18 protein-coding genes and 3 pseudogenes are annotated in these 17628 nt (G+C 33.0%); all 21 read left to right on the forward strand.

The features are described 5' to 3' along the window. Window positions 1-3408, forward strand: a 3408-nt coding sequence (locus DRF61_RS09240; protein WP_185144812.1) for a polymorphic toxin-type HINT domain-containing protein, incomplete at its 5' end; no start/stop codon positions are given. Continuing rightward, complete coding sequence (locus DRF61_RS09245; RefSeq protein ID WP_111956270.1) at window positions 3405-3803, forward strand: hypothetical protein; 399 nt, start codon at window positions 3405-3407, stop codon at window positions 3801-3803. The genes DRF61_RS09240 and DRF61_RS09245, both read left to right, overlap by 4 nt. Window positions 3804-3839: 36 nt before the next feature. Next, window positions 3840-3899 (forward strand): annotated as a pseudogene (locus tag DRF61_RS23105) (hypothetical protein); the annotation flags it as partial. A 27-nt stretch (window positions 3900-3926) separates the two neighbouring features. Continuing rightward, window positions 3927-4202 (forward strand): hypothetical protein, encoded by a 276-nt coding sequence (locus DRF61_RS09250; protein WP_228452745.1) that lies wholly within the window; start codon window positions 3927-3929, stop codon window positions 4200-4202. Between the two features lies 1 nt (window position 4203). Further along, a complete protein-coding gene (locus DRF61_RS09255; protein WP_111956274.1) occupies window positions 4204-4818 on the forward strand; it encodes a hypothetical protein in 615 nt (204 codons plus the stop codon). A gap of 48 nt (window positions 4819-4866) precedes the next feature. Then, window positions 4867-5301 carry a polymorphic toxin-type HINT domain-containing protein gene (locus DRF61_RS09260; protein WP_262510832.1) on the forward strand — a complete coding sequence of 145 codons (435 nt, stop codon included), beginning with the start codon at window positions 4867-4869 and terminating at the stop codon, window positions 5299-5301. A 4-nt stretch (window positions 5302-5305) separates the two neighbouring features. Next, a complete protein-coding gene (locus tag DRF61_RS09265; RefSeq protein WP_202974501.1) occupies window positions 5306-5779 on the forward strand; it encodes a CPCC family cysteine-rich protein in 474 nt (157 codons plus the stop codon). 485 nt (window positions 5780-6264) lie between these two features. Beyond that, window positions 6265-7578, forward strand: a complete 1314-nt coding sequence (locus tag DRF61_RS23110; protein ID WP_420866791.1) for an RHS repeat domain-containing protein — start codon at window positions 6265-6267, stop codon at window positions 7576-7578. Between the two features lie 442 nt (window positions 7579-8020). Then, window positions 8021-8362, forward strand: a complete 342-nt coding sequence (locus DRF61_RS09285; RefSeq protein WP_146897284.1) for a hypothetical protein — start codon at window positions 8021-8023, stop codon at window positions 8360-8362. A gap of 151 nt (window positions 8363-8513) precedes the next feature. Beyond that, a pseudogene (locus tag DRF61_RS22875) lies at window positions 8514-8783 on the forward strand (RHS repeat domain-containing protein); the annotation flags it as partial. A gap of 864 nt (window positions 8784-9647) precedes the next feature. Continuing rightward, on the forward strand, window positions 9648-10178 hold the full coding sequence (locus DRF61_RS09295; RefSeq protein WP_111956288.1) for a hypothetical protein: 531 nt from the start codon (window positions 9648-9650) through the stop codon (window positions 10176-10178). A gap of 134 nt (window positions 10179-10312) precedes the next feature. Then, window positions 10313-11233: a hypothetical protein gene (locus DRF61_RS09300; protein WP_111956290.1), complete on the forward strand. Its 921-nt coding sequence runs from the start codon at window positions 10313-10315 to the stop codon at window positions 11231-11233. A 4-nt stretch (window positions 11234-11237) separates the two neighbouring features. Continuing rightward, window positions 11238-11594 (forward strand): hypothetical protein, encoded by a 357-nt coding sequence (locus tag DRF61_RS09305; protein WP_146897301.1) that lies wholly within the window; start codon window positions 11238-11240, stop codon window positions 11592-11594. A gap of 201 nt (window positions 11595-11795) precedes the next feature. Beyond that, window positions 11796-12986: an RHS repeat domain-containing protein gene (locus DRF61_RS23115; RefSeq protein ID WP_111956294.1), complete on the forward strand. Its 1191-nt coding sequence runs from the start codon at window positions 11796-11798 to the stop codon at window positions 12984-12986. A gap of 3 nt (window positions 12987-12989) precedes the next feature. After that, entirely contained in the window at window positions 12990-13373 is a 384-nt protein-coding gene (locus DRF61_RS09315; RefSeq protein ID WP_111956296.1) for a hypothetical protein, read from the forward strand. A gap of 196 nt (window positions 13374-13569) precedes the next feature. Next, on the forward strand, window positions 13570-14736 hold the full coding sequence (locus DRF61_RS23045) for an RHS repeat-associated core domain-containing protein (RefSeq protein ID WP_111956298.1): 1167 nt from the start codon (window positions 13570-13572) through the stop codon (window positions 14734-14736). An 11-nt stretch (window positions 14737-14747) separates the two neighbouring features. Continuing rightward, on the forward strand, window positions 14748-15137 hold the full coding sequence (locus tag DRF61_RS09325; protein WP_111956300.1) for a hypothetical protein: 390 nt from the start codon (window positions 14748-14750) through the stop codon (window positions 15135-15137). Window positions 15138-15277: 140 nt separating this feature from the next. After that, a pseudogene (locus DRF61_RS22890) lies at window positions 15278-15547 on the forward strand (RHS repeat domain-containing protein); the annotation flags it as partial. Window positions 15548-16341: 794 nt separating this feature from the next. Continuing rightward, window positions 16342-16710 (forward strand): hypothetical protein, encoded by a 369-nt coding sequence (locus tag DRF61_RS09335; protein WP_146897097.1) that lies wholly within the window; start codon window positions 16342-16344, stop codon window positions 16708-16710. Window positions 16711-16984: 274 nt separating this feature from the next. After that, entirely contained in the window at window positions 16985-17221 is a 237-nt protein-coding gene (locus DRF61_RS23050; RefSeq protein ID WP_111956304.1) for a hypothetical protein, read from the forward strand. A gap of 45 nt (window positions 17222-17266) precedes the next feature. Then, window positions 17267-17566 (forward strand): hypothetical protein, encoded by a 300-nt coding sequence (locus DRF61_RS09345; protein ID WP_111956306.1) that lies wholly within the window; start codon window positions 17267-17269, stop codon window positions 17564-17566. Window positions 17567-17628: the final 62 nt, after the last annotated feature.

Raw genomic sequence — 17628 nt, forward strand, 5'->3', positions numbered from 1 at the left:
GAATTCAAGAATAGTAAAGGCCAGACGATACTGGTCAGAAAAAATGACGGTACCCAAAATGTAGATACCTATTACCTGTACAATGAATACGGGCAGCTGGTCTATGTCATTCCGCCACTGGCCGTAGGCACTTCGGCTCCCGATCAGACGATGCTGGACAAGCTGTGTTACCAGTACCGCTACGACGGATTGGGAAGACTGGTAGAGAAAAAAGTTCCGGGGAAAGGCTGGGAATATATGCTTTATGATAAACAGGACCGGTTAGTAGCTGCTCAGGATGCCAATCTGAGAGTGAAAGGACAGTGGCTGTATACAAAATATGATCAGTTTGGGAGAATTGCCATTACAGGGATAGGAACTGGAGCTGCAAGAACCACTGAACAATCTGTTGTAGACGGGTATGATTCCAATAATGTAAACAGGTTAAGCGCGGCTCTTTTTGAAAGACAGGGCATGAATGTATATTATGGAAACCAGGACAGTACCTACCCGAATTCTACCAAATGGGTCACTTTATTATCTTTAAATTATTACGATACCTATCCCGGATATGATTTCAACCCGGCTTTTCCTTCCACCATATTGGGAGAGCCAGTGATTACCGATACCCAGAATGCTCCGGTGAATACCCAGGCGATGCCTACCCTGAGCCTTGTAAAGAATATAGAAGATGATAACTGGACTAAAAATTATGTCTACTATGATAAAAAAGGAAGAGCAGTAGGCACGTACAGCATTAATCATTTGGGTGGAACCACCAGAACAGAATCAGAATTGGATTTTGTAGGGATGGCCAAACAGACCAAGGTGTATCACAAAAGACTGGGAACAGATACCGAAAAAGTAATCTCCCAAAGCTTTGATTACGACAACCAGAACCGGGTAACGAAGCACCGTCATCAGGTAGACAGCGGTCCTGTGGAACTGTTAACGGAAAATACCTATAATGAGCTGTCGCAGCTATCCAATAAAAAAGTTGGGGGCGGGCTTCAAAGCATCGATTACCAGTATGACATCCGTGGAGCACTTACCAAAATCAATGATCCGGCTGCACTCGGAACCAAACTTTTCGGTTATGAGCTGAAGTATTTTAATCCCCAGAATACCACTCAGGGCTCTACAGGGAAGTACAACGGCAATATTACGGAAGTGACCTGGAAAACGGCTACGGACCAGGTATTAAGACAGTATAATTACCAGTATGATGGCCTGAACAGGCTTAAAAAAGGAATATATTCTGAACCGGTGGCTTCTGTTCCGCAGAATGGATTCTTTAATGAAACCTTAGCCTATGACCTGAACGGAAATATCACCTCTCTGCAGAGAAATGGAAAAAGCAGTTCAGGAACAGCGCAGCTTATTGATGATCTTACCTATAATTATACAGGGAATAAGCTCAATACCGTTACTGATGCTTCAGGAAACTACAGTGGCTATCCTGATACCTCCGGGACTATCATTTCTTATGATGATAACGGGAATATGAAGGACCATAAAGATAAAGGTGTCTTACAAATTGATTACAATTTCCTTAATCTTCCTGATTATATCAAGTTTGATAAGGGATTATCAACACGGACGGGAATGATTAATGAAAATACATCTTATACCTATCGTGCAGATGGAACTAAACTTAAGAAAATTTATAACTATACTCCTCCTATTGTTGATCCTTTAGGTACTACCACCACGCTATCAACCAAAATTACAGAATATGTAGATGGTTTTCAGTATGAAACACCTGCAGGCAAAAAGGGAGGGACAAATCTTATCTTAAAATTTGTTCCTACCGCTGAAGGCTATTACAATTTTGAAAATAATAAGTATATTTACAGCTATACAGACCATTTGGGAAATGTACGTTTAAGCTACTCCAAAAATTTATCTGGCAGCGCAGAAGTTCTTGAAGAAAACAATTATTATGCTTTTGGTTTAAAGCATGAAGGTTATAATGCTTTAGCTGGAAATCCAGCTTACAGTTATGGATACAGCGGTAAAGAACTACAGAAAGAAACAGGCTGGGGAGATTACGGAGCCAGAATGTACATGTCTGATATTGGCAGATGGGGTGTGATAGATCCTCTTGCTGAACAAATGAGAAGATATTCGCCTTATAATTTTGCATTTAATAACCCTGTAAGCTTTATAGATCCTGATGGAATGGCTCCAAGACAATTTGCAATGGCTGGTGATGGATTCGGTAATGTGGATGTAAGCTCTGGAGCCACCAATCCAAACTGGTTAGGATTAGGTGTTGGAGGCAATCCATATTACGACTATTTAGGAACTTTAGGAAGTCAGCCTTTTGGTGATGATGGAAGCGGTAACGGAAGCAATAATGAAGACATTGGAATTTCCTTACCAAATAATGACGGGCTACATTTTAATGTTCCAGAAGTATTTATCAATGCCAGTGGAAATCGAAGTACATGGAATAAGGAATTTCTAGAAATGAACCAGTATCTTATGATAAGTAAGCTGACAGGAGCATTAATGGAAGCGAACTATGATGCAAACAGTACCAATCTGGGTTGGGGAATCGCTCATTCCAAAGCGTCCCGTGAAGTGGCAGCTGTTGAGAATTTCTTATTTTTAGAACTTCCGGGTTCATTTGTAGGAGGTGAATTTCTAAGTGCAGGATGGAGAGCAGCCAATCTTACCAAATATCTATGTGGTCCTATGGGAAGATTGACCAATGGATTAATTAAAATCTGCTTTACTGAGGGAACTTTAGTAGCTACAGAAAAAGGCAACAAAAAGATTGAAGATATTAAGGAAGGCGATCTTGTATGGAGCTATAACGAAGAAACAGCCCAAAAAGAACTGAAAAAAGTAGTGGCATTATCCCGCAATACTTCTTCTTCATTAGTGAAAATTTCTGTAAACGGTACGGAAATTACCTGTACACCAGAACATCCGTTCTATGTAAATGGAAGCTGGATGGAAGCTAAACACTTAACTAAAGGAATGCTTCTTACCACTTTAGATGGAAAAACCTCTCCTATAGAATCTATTAAATTCTTGGATGAGAAAGTAAAAGTCTATAACTTTGAAGTAGAAGGCAACCATAATTATTATGTTTCTGAGAAAGGGATTTTGGTGCATAATAATTGTGAATATACCACAGAGTTTATAAAAGGATTTTATGTCAGAGGTATCACTACAATGGAGAATGGAGTTTATAATAGAACTGTTCAAGGACTTGCTAATTATGAAGGTAAAAGTCTTTTTGAACTTGTAAAGGCATTTGAAAGTCAAGCTGTAAATGCAGGAATGGATAAAGTAGTTATTAAAGGTGTTGATATTGTAGAAACAAGATTAATGAATCCACGAGCAGCAGAGATTATGGGATATTCTTATAAGGAACTTAGTAAAAATAGTATAGAATTAGTAAAGTTTTTAAAATGATAAAGAATGTTAATATTGTTAAATCTAAATTCAAAAGAATAAAACAAGACTTTTTTAAGACAGATTTATTTGAAAATTTAGAAGATAACATACAACAACAAATAAATAATAATATTACATATCTAGATGATGAAATACCTGTTTTAGGATATTTTTCTTCTATTGATAATTTCTGGATTCTTACCAACTTTAGATTAATTAATAATTTCACAAAAGTTTTGCTTGATGATATTGAAAAAATTGACATTCCAGAAATTTTTATAGGTGGTAAAAGTAATTACGAGTGTAACAGCCTACAAATAATAAAAAATGATAATACGGATTTTAAATTAAGTCTTGAAAATTCAACTTGGTATGCTGTATTTAATATTTTACAATTTGTTACTAGAAAATAAATTTAAAGAGTAGTCAAGGCTACTCTTTAATATTTTGAAGTAGAAGACAACCATAATTATTATGTTTCTGAGAAAGGGATTTTGGTGCATAATACTTGCTGGCCAGAAAGACTCGCAAGATTTATGGAATATGCAGGAAATATTGAGACTAAATCTCTTACATCTCAAGAAGCTACTATTAATCATTTAGAAAGTGTTTTTAAGGCTTTAGATAAAACAAGAACAGATGATATAGTTATTAAATTAGTAGGAGAAACAAATGTATATCCTGGACTTAACGGTTCTAAAATAATTTACCAAGCAGGCAAGCAAGGTGTGAGAAATTATACCGAAGTGTTTGCGGATGGAGGTTTTCAGATAATTAGAAATGGTAAAGTCGTAATAAATAAAGTGAAATAAGATGATAGAAAAATTAAAGTATGCATTATTCAGTATTCCTGATTACGATATTTATAGAAGATACTTTCAAACTAATGATAGTATAACAATTTATCGTAGTAATGTTATTATTAAGGCAACTAATAAAGAAGTTTCAGTTTATTATGATCCGGATGAATCTTTGATAGCGAAAGATTTAAAATATATTAGTAAAGAAAATACTATAAAGTCTTTCGAAGATATTCCTTCTGCAATGGATTATATGAATTATCTTTCATTAGTAACTTCTGATATAAGATATACTTCATATCACTATTTTTTATATAGATTAAAGGAAATAAAACTTAATTACGAATATTTTTCTTTTGGTTTAGCAGGGAGTTATCCTGATTATTCTGAAGAAAATTTAAGTATTCGTTGCGATGTAAGTGAGTTAAGTATAAATGAGAAAAAGGTGAAATATAATTTTATTGTTATTTTTGATAAAAATTATAAGTGTAGACTATCATTTTATCCTGAAAAACCCGTTTGGAATGAAGGAAAAAATTGTCCCGAAACAGAAGTTGATAAAGTTATTGACTATATTCTTAATCTTAGTGTTGACAATTACGAAGATATTCCATTAATAGAATCATAAACAAAAAAGAGTAGCTACCAGCTGCTCTTTTTTATAATTTTAAAAGGAATAAGTTCTCCTATAGAGTCTATTAAATTCTTGGATGAGAAAGTAAAAGTCTATAACTTTGAAGTTGGGGATAACCATACTTATTATGTTTCTGAGAAAGGGATTTTGGTGCATAATGATTGCGATATTATTTGGAAAGGGTTTTCTAAAGGTGAGTTAAATGTTCACTTTTTAAAACATGGAGCGGAATTTGGTGAAATTACTCAAAGTCAATATTTGAAACTTGCTAAAGGTTTTGCCAGTGAAACAGGTGAGCATATCGAACAACAGACTGTTGGAAAATTTTTAATTAAATATAATAAAAATACTCAAGATATTCTTGTAGGAAGAATGGACTTAAGAGAAATTAGAACATTTTACATGGCAAATCCAGTCATGACTAAAATAAATCCATTTCAAGATGCTCTTGATTTTGCTGCAACTTTAACAAAATAAAATTATGATAAGTTTAGATTTAAATACTGTTATAGAAATATTATCATTGCAAGATTATTCAAAAATGACATTTGAAGAAAAAGAAGAATTAATTGAACTTGAAGGAATTGAAGAAGAGGAAATTTTTGAATACTTAAAAGAAAAATATATTGGTTTAAAGGTTTCATATATTGAAGAAAAAATCAAAACACAATATCAATTATCAATTAATGTTAATGGTATTCCAAAAGAGTTGTTTCCTTGTCCTTGCTGTAATTACAAAACAATTAAGGATAAAGGAAATTATGAAATTTGTAAAGTGTGCTTTTGGGAAGATGATGGAAATGATGATAAGTCTAAGTATAGCCAGGTAAATCACATGACATTAGGAGAAGCAAAAGATAATTTTAAAATAAAAGGAGCTATTTTAGATAAATTTTTAAAATTTGTAGACGGAGATGGTAAATTGAAATACTATAAGGACGAATCTTTAATATAATTATTATAAGGGGCTGAATTTTGTACATCCTCTTTTTAGTAATTCAGCTTTAAAATTTTAATTATGTTAATTAAAAAAGTATATTATTTTTATTTCTATTCTTTTTATAAATTTTGGGATTGTATTTCAATTCCAAAATTTTGGAGTGATACAAAATCAGTAATTTCTTTGATTGTATTGAAAAGTTTCTTATTTATAAGTGTCATGTATTATTTTGATCTTAATTTTTTAAAAGGTCAATTAATTTTATTCAGTTTAGTGTTTATAATCCTTCCTGATCTTTATTTATTTGTGTTTAGGAATGAATGGAAGTCTTATCTAGTTTATTATGATAACTTACCAAAAACGCCATTAATATAAGCATCCAAGAGATTGTCGAGTTTTATATTGGTAAGAGAAATAACAAAACGCTGAATTCTGTTGTTAAAACTTTGATCACTTCCAAAGTTTAAAAAATCTATACCTATGGTATGGGTAGGCAGAATATGGAGACTTCTAAAACAACAGAATACCTTGACGGATTCCAGGGATTGTCGGCAGGTTCTCCTCTTATCCTAAAATTTGTTCCTACCGCTGAAGGCTATTACAATTTGAAAATAATAAGTATTTACAGCTATACAGACCATTTGGGAAATGTGCGTTTAAGCTACTCCAAAAATTTATCTGGCAGCGCAGAAATTCTTGAAGAAAACAATTATTATGCTTTTGGTTTAAAGCATGAAGGTTATAATGCTTTAGCTGGAAATCCAGCTTACAGTTATGGATACAACGGTAAAGAACTACAGAAAGAAACAGGCTGGGGAGATTACGGAGCCAGAATGTACATGTCTGATATTGGCAGATGGGGAGTAATAGACCCTCTGGCTGAACAGATGAGAAGATATTCTCCGTATAATTATGCTTTTAATAATCCTGTAAGCTTTATAGATCCGGATGGCATGGCTCCAAGACAATTTGCAATGGCTGGTGATGGATTCGGTAATGTGGATGTAAGTTCAGGCTGGACTAATCCAAACTGGTTGGGATTAGGAGATAGAGGTGGAAGCTATGATCAATTAGCATCTGTTGGTGGAGGAATAGGAGGAGATTTAGAAATGTATGAAGGAGCTGCAGCTGCAGATGCATTCAGGACACTTATGAATCCTCAGTATAATTTCTCACAATTCGATTTTTCAAAATTTGGAGATGATATAACTGTAGGTAAAGATGGAAAAGTCAAAGGTTACGTTAGGAATGGAAAACCGAATAGATTTTTTGATGTGGATGGAATGGAACTGTTCTTTAATGATCCAATAAACGTTGATAAACTTGCTCAAGGGAAGATATATAATATAGGAGATCGAGTGTATAATCCGATTGATTACAATGAATTTTTGAAGGCAATAGCAAGTGTTCCTCATACTAACAAAATTAGAGCTTTACTAGCGCAGGGAAGACTCGGGAATGCTGTAATATCTCCAAGTGCCCAACTCTCAGCTTATGCTATGATTGGTTATGAATCTACTTATGGAGAAGCAGATTTTTCAGCGCATTATTTATCCCGAAAACTGGATGTTGGTAATAATACCAATCAGAATGATGCTTTTTACCATGTGAGATTTGGAAATACGAATACTATTTATAGTCTAATGGATGCTGGCAACTTTATGTGGGGAGGATGGTCAAAATTTATTGGCTTGCTTAATCATGAAGTAACCGGTGGAGTTAATACTTATGAGTATATTTATAATGGTAGAGCAGATACCAATGCGGATTCAAAATCTATATTTAATGGACGTGCATTTCTTTTATCTAAATAATTTAATTAGCTATGAAAAAAATATTTAATTTTTTAACTCCGACAAAAATATTATTAATATTTATATTATTTGTTATTAGTGTTATATGTATTTATCAAATAGACTCTTATAAATATAAACAGATAAGAGTTGGTTTAATTTTTTTATATTTCATACCAGGTTTATTTGTCTTTATATTGGGGCTTATTTATAATCTAAAGAAAAGTAATAAAGAGAATAATTTAAAAAATAAAATAATTTCTATTATTCCTTTAATTTTAATTATTCTGTATTTTTTGTACATTTTTTTTATGGTACTATATGCCGTAATATGTCAGTGGTTAGGAGTTGAAAATCAAATGGGATAAAAATTAAAATTTGATGGAAAAGTAAGTTGTTATTCTTGCTGATCAAAGATCTATATTTAGGGGAGAAAATTTTTAACAACAGGAAAATAAAAATCATGGATATAAAAAAAACACTTAACCCTAATCGTATATTAATATTTTTTATAATATTTATATTAATATTCATATCAGTTAATTTTCTAGGAAATAGAATTTTTCAATTTGATGAATATTTTTATGAAAAAATTAGAAAGACATTTAATTTGTTTTGCTTTTTACCAGGAATAGTCGTTTTTATTGGCATTTCAATTTGGAATTTTAGCATAAGCAAAAGTAATAATGATAAAAAAAATATGAGAGTTTCACTTGTTCCTATTACCTTAATAGGCCTTTTTTGTTTATATATTTTTTTAATGTTATTGTATGCTGCTTTTATTAGAGATATAGGAGTTAACTAAAGGAAAAAGATTCTTATTGTTGAACATACTATCTTACTTAGAACAAAAAGTTTATACTTCTCATACTCTCTAATTAGAGAAATTTATAAACAATTAGGGTATTGAAATCAGTACCCTAATTTTAATTTAAAATAGATTTTGCTAAGACAGCGCAGAAATTCTTGAAGAAAATAACTATTATGCTTTTGGTTTAAAGCATGAAGGTTATAATGCTTTATCTGGAAATCCGGCTTACAGCTATGGATATAACGGCAAGGAACTACAGAAAGAAACCGGTTGGGGAGATTACGGAGCGAGAATGTATATGGCAGATATTGGCAGATGGGGAGTAATAGATCCATTAGCAGAGCAGATGAGAAGATATTCTCCGTATAATTATGCATTTAATAATCCTGTAAGCTTTATAGATCCGGATGGGATGGCGCCAAAGCTGCATCAGTTTAGTATGCCTGGCGATTCCCGCCCTGATGCTTACTCGGGAGGTCATAATCCAAACTGGTTAGGCTTAGGAAATACCGGAAACCTTGAATCAGGAGGATATGGGGGAGGAAATGGTTATTCTGTTTTATCATCATTGGGTAGCTCAAACGACTATCTGCTGGATAATCTTATTGCAGGGTGGACAGCAAGAGGTATAGACACCAAAATTTCGAAGAATGGCTATCTATCATATTGGACAGGAGGAGCTGCAGGATATGGAAGTACTTCTCAGGAAATGGTTGCGCATATGTTGAAGCTTGGAGAGAGTTTATCGGATAACTGGTATGGACTAGGAGGACAAGGAAACTGGTTCTTTGGAGTTGGGGCTGCTTTAGCTGGTGTAAAAGGAGGTTTAAATTCAGAACGAATGTATGGAGAAGGTATCAGGAGAGGGTTATCTGGAAATTATCCGTTAACAGGGAGAAATCTTAGTTTGTTCGGGAAAATGCCTGCAACAAAAGCATCTATGCCTGCTTCTTCTTTAGCGAAATGGGGAGGTATTGCGGGGAAAGCAAGTTTTGGAGCTGGAGTAGTTATGGATGGCATAGGAGTTTATAATTATTACAATAATCCAGATTCTAAAAATAAAGTACACCCAGCAAAAGCAGGATTAAATACAACAATAGGTGCTTATGGTTTAACTGGTGCAGGCACCATACCTGCATTATTATATTTTGGAGTTGATGCACTTTATCCTGGAGGATGGGAAGGATATGGAAATGATTATCAAAGTATACAATCCCAAAATGCAGCTATTGTTCATGGATTTATTACAGCTCCTTATGGTTCACAAAAATTTTAAATTATGTCAATTAAAAAATTATACTATTATTTATTCTATAAAATATATAAAGCTATCATCTATACTTCTACTCCTTTTGGAGATTTTTTGAGTAGTTTTAAGGCTGGTTTAGTTTTAATAGTTTTACAAATTTGGAGTTTTTTATCAATAATAAATTATTATACAGTGATAACAGGAAATAAAGTAGAATTATCTATTTCTATGCCTATAATGTATATTCCTTTAATTATTATTATTGGTTTTAATTATTACACTTTAGATTATTTAGATATATGGAAAAGTTATAATCAAGAGTTTGATCAATTACCTAAGAAAAAGAATACAATTGGGAGTTGGATTGTAGTTTTAATAGTTTTAATAATAATTGTGAACTTTATTTTTTCATTCTATTGCCTAGACCGAAAAGCAAGAAAAGACCAAGTAGGGCCTTATGCACCAGAAATTGTGGCAAAAGAAAGAATGGAAGATTCTTTGCAGAAGGCGCAACAAATTGAAAAACTTAAAAAGATATATGGTGAGGATAATAGAAAATAAAATTCAAATATAGAGTTATTATCTTTAGGCTAAAAGTTTACTTCTTATATTCTTTAAGTTGAGAGGATATTATAAATAATTAGGGTATTGAAATCAGTACCCTAATATTTTATAAAGATCCATTAGCAGAGCAGATGAGAAGGTATTCCCCGTATAATTATGCATTTAATAATCCTGTAAGCTTTATAGATCCGGATGGGATGGCTCCAAGACAATTTGCAATGGCAGGCGATGGATTCGGTAATGTGGATGTAAGCTCAGGCTGGACCAATCCAAACTGGTTGGGATTAGGAGATAGAGGTGGAAGCTATGATCAATTAGCATCTGTTGGTGGAGGAATAGGAGGAGATTTAGAAATGTATGAAGGAGCTGCAGCTGCAGATGCATTCAGGACACTTATGAATCCTCAGTATAATTTCTCACAATTCGATTTTTCAAATTTTGGATTAAATGACCCCGGACCAACTTACACAGCTAAGCATTATGCTCTTATTCAAGGTTTATCTACATTTGCCAATAAGTTGTTTGGTTCTCCATTTACATTGGATAAATTAACAGAATCTGAAAAGCAAAGTATATTTAAACAAAGTGCACGAAAAACGACAGCCATATTAATGTATGAGTATGCTTCAGGAACAGGTCCGGAACATAGAAACTTTTTTCCCGGAGATGCTTTAACTGAAGATATAAAATGGTCAAATTCATCAGCAAGAGCGACTACAATGTTTGCAAGTGACTATAATGCAGGAAAAATAAAAGATGGGGAAATTAAAACATATTATATTGGTTCCAGTCCTGATAAAATTGGAATAAGTGGAAGCATAGACGCTCACTTTAAAGGATTGGCAGATCAATCTATTTGGAGAGGGGGAATGGTTTATAATATGCAAAAAAGAGGAAACAGATTGTATGTAAATGTTGTTGATAAATATACAGTTTCCTCCGGGATATCTAGAAATGACGCTGATTCATTTAATAGAGGTAAGACAATTACACCATTAGGAACAACAACAATTACTATTCATTTTAATTATCAATGGATAAAAACAAAATAAAGATATGAAGAATACAAAAAAATATTTATTAATAATATTAATTAGTTTGCTATGTTTATCATGCAATAAAATATTTCCTGAAAATATGGAAAGTTTTATGTTTCAATTAAAGGATAGTATATATTTAAATCAACCTTCAAGATCAATACTTGTTATGCATAAAATTAGAGAAGATAGTTTTATCCATGGGAAAGTAATAGTTAATGATATAGACAGTGTATATATAAATAACAACAAAAGTGTAATTTACATCATTAATAGTAAAAACGAGTGTATTTGGGTGAGATCTGATTTTAAAACTGAGAAGTTAGACAAAAAACCCAAAGTTAATTTTGTCAGTATTACAGGGTATCATGAGTAGATTTTCGATAATTAGGTAATGTATCAAAGTTAGTGATTCGATTATTTTAATAGTTAACTCATTGAAAATCAATTGATATTAAATATTAAAATTTAAACAGTAGGCGCAGGTTATCCTGCTCTTACTGTTTTTAGTGGATAAAATATATCTTAAATAATTGAAGATCATTCCTCGTGTTCCAAAGTTAGTGATGAATAATTTTTGAAAATAATAAGTATTTACAGCTATACAGACCATTTGGGAAATGTGCGTTTAAGCTACTCCAAAAATTTATCTGGCAGCGCAGAAGCTCTTGAAGAAAACAATTATTATGCTTTTGGTTTAAAGCATGAAGGTTATAATGCTTTAGCTGGAAATCCAGCTTACAGTTATAGGTACAACGGCAAAGAATTACAAAAGGAAACTGGCTGGGGAGATTACGGAGCGAGAATGTATATGGCAGATATTGGCAGATGGGGCGTAATAGACCCTCTGGCTGAACAGATGAGAAGATATTCTCCGTATAATTATGCCTTTAACAATCCTGTAAGCTTTATAGATCCTGATGGAATGAAGCCGCATCAGTTTAGTATGCCTGGCGATTCCCGCCCTGACGCCTACTCGGGAGGTCATAATCCAAACTGGTTAGGCTTAGGAAATACCGGAAGCCTTGAATCAGGAGGATATGGGGGAGGAAACGGTTATTCTGTTTTATCATCATTGGGTAACTCAAATGACTATCTGCTGGATAATCTTAGAACTGCATGGGCCAGTAGAGATAAGGGAATATTTTCCAGTATGAATAGTAATGGCGATCTTATCTGGTGGACTGGAAATGCTAGTCAAACCACTTATAGGTTAGGTAACGAAATATACAGTGAGGGTAATTGGGGTGTTGGACATAGAATAAGCGTAATGGGCAATGAATCATTAGCATCAATGCAAAATACTTATGAACCAAGCTTTTTTGGAGACTTTATTGAAGGCATTAAATATTCAGACAAGAGCAATTTTTTATCTGGGTCTGCTTTAATAGGTTATACGGGTCTTCATCTAAATAAATATGAAGCTTTTTTAAGATTTGGGGCAAAAGGAGGCTCAATAAGTACTTTAAGAAATTTATCAAAAAATTTAAAAACGGTTGGAAAAGCTGGAAAGTATTTAGGTTATCTAGGTGTAGGTCTAAGTATAATAGAAGATGTTTCAGACAATAAAGTGGGTTGGGGAACTGTAGCTAAAGTTGCTTTAGGTATTGGTTTAATATATGCAGGTCCCATAGGAATAGTATATGGTATTACAGATTTGACTGTTGGAGCAATTACTGGAACTACTATTACAGACAGGATTGCTTCAGGTATAGATAATAGTAGGCTAGGAACAGATTATAATATTTTTAGCCATTTTAATAATTAATTTATGATTAAAGATTTTTTTGATTACCATTATTATAGGGTTGCAAAATTCTATTATAAAAGAGATGGAGCAGATGCTACGACTGCATTGATAAGTGTATCAGCAGTTCAGACGTGGATTATAATTAATGTTTTATTATTTATAAAAGAGCTTTTTTTTCAAAATGAGAAACTTAAATATGGATGGATTGTTTTTCTATTTATAATGATTGGAATTCTAATTTACAACAAAAGAAAATATAAGAATAAATATTTAGAATTAAGAAATAAATGGGTTAGTGAAAAAAAGAAAGAAAAAACAGTCAATGGCTTAATAATTATTTTAACAATTATTTTTTCATGGTGTCTAATATTCATTAATTTATTTATATTAAAAAAAATACATTAAGAAATACTATTTGCTTATTGAATCAAACAAGATAAAACATAAAAGTTTATACAGTAATAGCAGGATAGCCTGCTATTACTTATTTTAGTGGCTGGAAAAACGCTTTAAATAATTGAAAATCATTTCTCATAAAGTTAAAGATAAATAATTTTTGAAATAATAAATTTTTTACAGCTATACAGGCCATTTAGGAAGTGTGCGTTTAAGCTACTCCAGGAACCTGAATGGCAACGCAGAAGTTCTTGAAGAAAACAATTATTATGCATTTGGTCTAAAGCATAGTGCAGGAATGGTCCCGACGGCAAATGCGGCTTACAATTACCAATATAATGGTAAAGAACTACAGAAAGAAACAGGCTGGGGAGATTACGGAGCGAGAATGTATATGGCTGATATTGGCAGATGGGGCGTAACAGACCCTCTGGCTGAACAGATGAGAAGATATTCTCCGTATAATTATGCTTTTAATAATCCTGTAAGCTTTATAGATCCGGATGGGATGGCGCCAAAGCTGCATCAGTTTAGTATGCCTGGCGATTCCCGCCCTGATGCTTACTCGGGAGGTCATAATCCAAACTGGTTAGGCTTAGGAAATACCGGAAACCTTGAATCAGGAGGATATGGGGGAGGAAATGGTTATTCTGTTTTATCATCATTGGGTAGCTCAAACGACTATCTGCTGGATAATCTTATTGCAGGGTGGACAGCAAGAGGTATAGACACCAAAATTTCGAAGAATGGCTATCTATCATATTGGACAGGAGGAGCTGCAGGATATGGAAGTACTTCTCAGGAAATGGTTGCGCATATGTTGAAACTCTCTGAATCTTATATTGATAATATAGATTGGCACAAGACTTCTCAAGGCTTTAGGTCATGGTCTGGAAATGCTTATTCAGTCAATGAATTTATCCTACAGCCAGCAGCTGACAGAGCAGCATTATATGGAGCGGGTAAAGCCTTTTCAACAACTAATTTAGTTTTTGAAAAAACAATTCTTGGTCAAAGGATATATCAGCCTTTATTAGAAATAAGTTCAATAAAAGCGCAAAGGCTTGCTGCAGGAACTAAAATTGCAGGAAGAGTCTTGGGTGGAATCGGAATAGGTTTGGCATTTATTGATATAAATCAAAAAGGACCCAATACATCAAATTCTCTAGATCTTGTAATGTCGGTACTTGCCGTTTCGCCAACAGGTTGGGGACAAGCTATAGCAGGAACTTATTTTTTGGCTAATTTTGCTACTCAATTAGTTACAGGCAAAGATATAGGGCAGCATATTGAAGGAGCTGTTAATAAATACTATAACGACGGAGTAAGAGCAGAAGAACAAAGGAAATATAACGAAGCCATGGGCTACTAAAAATTACATATATGATACTCATTGATTATTTATATTATCAAATAACTAATTTTTATCTTCATTATGAGAAAGATGGAACTCATAAAGCATCCGGAATTATTGGAGCTTGCTCTTTAATTTCTTTCAATTTAATATTTATATTAATGTTTTTAGATCATTTTTATAATAAAAATACTATTCCATCAAACAAGTATATTATAATAATATATTGTTTACCTATTATTTTATTAGTTGGTTTAAGATATTGGAAATTTACTTCCTATGAACAAATTAGAGAAAAAGTAAAGGGTTTTGATAAAACGACAAGAATAATAGCTGATATTTTATTAATCATTTATATTATTATTTCATTTTTTGGGTTATTTATTTTTAGTCTTTATACAGGATCATTAAAACATTGAAATGAAACTTGTAATTGCTACCTTATTTAGGACAAAAGTTTATCCTTCTTAGACTCTTTATTAAGAGAGCTTTATAAAATAATTAGGGTGTTGAAATCAGTACCCTAATTTTAATTTAAAATAGATTTTGCTAAGACAGCGCAGAAGCTCTTGAAGAAAACAATTATTATCCATTTGGATTAAAGCATGAAGGTTACAATGTTTTAGTAGGGAACCCTGCTTATAATTACCAGTATAACGGTAAAGAGCTACAAAAAGAAACTGGCTGGGGAGATTACGGAGCCAGAATGTATATGGCTGATATTGGCAGATGGGGTGTGATAGATCCTCTTGCTGAACAGATGAGAAGATATTCTCCGTATAATTATGCTTTTAATAACCCTGTAAGCTTTATAGATCCGGATGGGATGGCACCGCATCAGTTTAAGATGCCTGGCGATTCCCGCCCTGATGCCTACTCGGGAGGTCATAATCCAAACTGGTTAGGCTTAGGAAATACCGGAAGCCTTGAATCAGGAGGATATGGAGGAGGAAACGGTTATTCTGTTTTATCATCATTGGGTAACTCAAATGACTATCTGCTGGATAATCTTATTGCAGGATGGGCAGCAAGAGGTATAGACACCAAAATTTCGAAGAATGGCTATCTATCATATTGGACAGGAGGAGCTGCAGGATATGGAAGTACTTCTCAGGAAATGGTTGCGCATATGATAAATCTAGCTAATGGGCTTCAAAATAGTCTTACAGATGTTGCAAACAATCAGTATTTTAGTGCCGGGCATTTAATTGCAAGTGAGTCTGTAGCTTGCTTTGGAGCGTATTCTTTAAGCAAAGCCCTAAGGCCTGATTATTCTGTAAATTATACGGTTTTGGATGACGCAGCGAAACCTTATAGAATAACGACTATGGCAGGCATTAAATTAAAGCCAGCTACGGCTGCAACTTTAAGTAAAGTAGCCAGATATGGAGGATATGCTCTAGCGGGAGCAGCCATTTATGCTACAGAGCTTCAGTATAGAGATGGTCAAATAGTTGATACTGAAAGGATTGTAAGTCATATAATGACAGGCGTTGGTGCCATTCCAAGCCCTTGGACAATGGGCTCGGCATTGTTATATGGAGTCGTAACAGGGGGATATCAAGCAGTAACTGGAAGGAGTATTTTTAATGATATGGGACTAGGTCCTAAAAAATGATAATAATGATAAAACTAATAGATTATTTGATCTTTCATATGGATTGTCTTTATAAAAGAATGGATAAATTTAAATATAAAGATAGAGGAACAGAAAAATTTTGGTTGGTTGTAGTTATTTCTATTTTTATTAATTTAAATACTTCAAGTATTGATAATGTTTGTTTAGGTAACTATTTACATATACACCATAAGTATATTTTTTTCTTAATGATTCCAATTGTAATGACTTTGGTGTACTATTTCTTTATAAAAAATGAAAGATTTCTAGATTATGGATTTAAAGAAAGTTATAAAGGATATATAGTATTATTCATGCTGTTTGTATTAACTATAATTCTTATGGCAATGGTTGTTCCACGAAAAAATTATTAAACCGGTCATGTTCCAAAGTTAGTGTTTGAATTAATTTGGGGCCACTATCTTATTTAGAACAAAAAGTTTATACTTCTTATACTCTCTAATTTGAGAGGATTTTATAAATAATTAGGGCATTGATTTCAGTGCTCTAATTTAAATTAATTAAGTTATTTTAAAAACTCAGGTGGCAGCGCAGAAGTTCTTGAAGAAAACAACTATTACGCATTTGGCTTAAAGCACGAAGGATATAATGCTTTAGCGGGAAACCCTTCTTACAATTACCAATATAATGGCAAAGAGCTGCAGAAAGAAACCGGCTGGAGTGATTACGGAGCCAGAATGTACATGTCTGATATTTGATATTGGCCGATGGGGTGTTGTAGATCCTTTTTCAGAGCAGATGAGAAGGCATTCCCCGTATAATTATGCTTTCAATAATCTGGTTAATTTTGTAGACCCAGCCGAAAGAGTACCTATAACCCAACGTAATGATGAAGTTGATAAAAATGAAATCATACAATTCTGAATCAAGCATTTGGAACACATAATAATAACTTTTCATAAAATACAAATGGAAAATAATATAGAAATTGAAAAAGAAGATCTAAAAAAAATTCTTTTTATTTTAATTGATAAACTAGAAAGCTCTAATAGTAATAAGTTTTCATTAGAAAAAGATTTATATTGGAATATTCCTGATGAAAATTTGTATAATGTATACCAAAAGCCAGAAGATTTTACTATTGGGAGTATAAAGGAAGACTGGGAATTTCTTCAAAAAGTTTTAAGAAAAGAAAGGGAAGCTATAGGATACGATTTTAATAAAATATCTAATATTTTAAAATTAATAGGACAATCATCCATTATTTAAATCAAGTAAACATTAAATTAATTTACACTTTCCATTAAATTCTGTTTTCCCCGTACGCAACT

The organism is Chryseobacterium lathyri (assembly GCF_003290185.1).
In the GTDB taxonomy this organism is placed as follows: Bacteria; Bacteroidota; Bacteroidia; order Flavobacteriales; family Weeksellaceae; genus Chryseobacterium; species Chryseobacterium lathyri.